The organism is bacterium (assembly GCA_035454885.1).
In the GTDB taxonomy this organism is placed as follows: domain Bacteria; phylum UBA10199; class UBA10199; order JACPAL01.
Window position 1 is genome coordinate 1 of record DATIGE010000059.1, and the last position, 2,202, is coordinate 2,202.

Below are 2,202 nucleotides of genomic sequence, written 5' to 3' on the forward strand. Positions count from 1 at the left end.
GAACCTTTCGTACGCGACGGTCCTCGCCTGGATTCGTCCTCACGCATCCATTCCTAGCAATCTCGCGCCCACCCTCTCGAATGACTCAACTCAGGAGATTCTCCGCCGATAACAGAAGTGGAGTTGAATCCTTGAGGAGAACAAAATGGCGCCGCCGCTAGAAGAGCTCTTGGCCAGGACCGGATTGCCGGACAAGCCCGATCCTTATTACGACGGGATGTCGGTCCTCGACGTCGATGCATGCGACGCGGACGACACGAAGGCGCGGCGGATCGTTGTGGGCAGCTCCGGCGGTTCGGAATACGTCGACTTTCCTCAGAGCAAATCCCTCAATCCCCAATTCCAGGGCGCCGACGTCGGCCCTTACTATACCCGCATCCTCACGGCGGCCGGCGGATTCGTTTACAGCCGCGAGGCCGAAGGGTCGGGGGGCCGTCGAATCCCGCTCGGACAGGGCATGCTGCACCTGTGCAGGGAGGGGGACGCCGTCTACATCTCCGACAACGCGATCATCAACAACATGCCGGCCAACACGGCTCCTTTGGTGAGATTGCCCGTGGCATTGCCGTTTCGGATCATCAAGAGCCTGGTCCGCAGCGGACTTCTTCAGCCCAGCCAGTATCAACTCGATCCGGCGGGCCGGCCGGACTTCCGGTACCTGAATCTTCTGCCCGACGGCAAGACGATCGATCGGCTCATCGAGTTTGCGGCGAACGCGGGGTCCCCCATTCCGGAGAAGTGGCGTCCGACGGTCGCGAAGGGGCTCGAGGCGATCAAGCCCGCCGGCGAGGAAATCGCGAAAAAGAGTTTGGAAATGCAGAAGGACATGCGCTCCGACATGATGTGGCAGATCCTTGGTTCCACCTTCGTTGGCGCGGCCATCGGGCTTTACAGCGTGTTGCTCGCCTCCGGCAAGGCGGGCCCCATCAATAACGCCGTCAGTGCGCCTTTTCGAGGTCTCTACAACCTCATCCGCGCCCCCTTCGACCGGGGGGAGGGCCTGGCCCGGTTCTGGAGGGACTTGTCCACTCCCTTACGATATCGGGGCATTCCGACGCTGCTCAAGGTCGGCACGAACATGACCGAACAGGCGCGCATGGGAGAATTCCGTCCCGTGGCGGATCCCACGACGCCCAAGGTGGCCGAGCAGATCGAAAACACGATCAACTCCCGGTTCAATACCATGAGCGTCTTGGTCGAGGGCCCTCCGGGCTGGGGCAAGGAAGAGGTCATGAGGACCTTGTCCCTTCGCAACCCGAACACGGTCTACATCAAGGTCACGCCGAATGGCCTGATGGGCGGGACCATGTACCGGGGCCAGCTCGAGGAGCGGCTGAGCGACATCCCGAAGGAGATCGCCAAGGCGAGGAAGGGCGGTCAGCAGGTCGTTCTCTTCGTCGACGAATTCCACGAGGCGTTGTCCGCCGGAAAAAGCATGGAGCAGACGACCTCGCTCCTGGAGCACTGGAAGGGGGAGTTGGCCCGCGGAGACATCCGGGTCGTGGGATTCTCGACGCCCCGGGAGCTCCTCAAGGCCCGCTATATCGCCGGCCTGTACAACGACCCGGCGGCCCGCGCGCGTCTGAGCCCGGAATATCAGGAGGAAGTGAATCGCTTTGAGAGGGAAGGAGTCCGCCAGAACATCGAGCTCCGCCCCCTCCTGAACCGTTTCCAGCCGCTGCCCTTGCCGCCGCGTCCGGCCTCCGACATCGAGGTGATCCTCAAGGACACCATCGAAGCCCGCAAGGCCAGCGGCTTGACGGTGGAGATGGACGACGCGACGATCAAGCGCATCGCTCAACTCTCGGAATCCCCGATCGCTTCCGAGGGGTACATTCCGCGCACGGCGTTCGCGATCTTCAACGGAGTCGTCGACGCGAACGCAACCCAGGGTTCGGGCACCGTGCGCGTGACCACGGAGATGATCGACCGCTACGTTGAAACGAACTATCCCGATATCGCCCAGCGACCTCAGATGCCGGGTGGATCGCCTTCTCTCAAAGAACTCTTCACCGAGAAAACATTCGCCGACCAGATCCGGTCGCACTATCCGGACCTGCGGGACCCCAAGTTCGAAAAACTCGTCGGCGCCGCGGCCCGCGTGGCGCAAGGCCGCTGGGCGGCTGCCGTCGAGGCCAATCCGGACAATCCCCCTCTGACGATCGCCCGCGATTGCGCCTTTCCCCGCGAGGATTTCATGCA

At 62.5% G+C, this 2,202-nt stretch carries 1 protein-coding gene; it reads left to right on the top strand.

Annotated features, from left to right (window positions below; all coding sequences use genetic code 11):
• Positions 1-145 precede the first annotated feature (145 nt).
• On the top strand, positions 146-2,202 hold a 2,057-nt coding region (locus VLJ37_10185; protein ID HSA60038.1), incomplete at its 3' end, for an AAA family ATPase.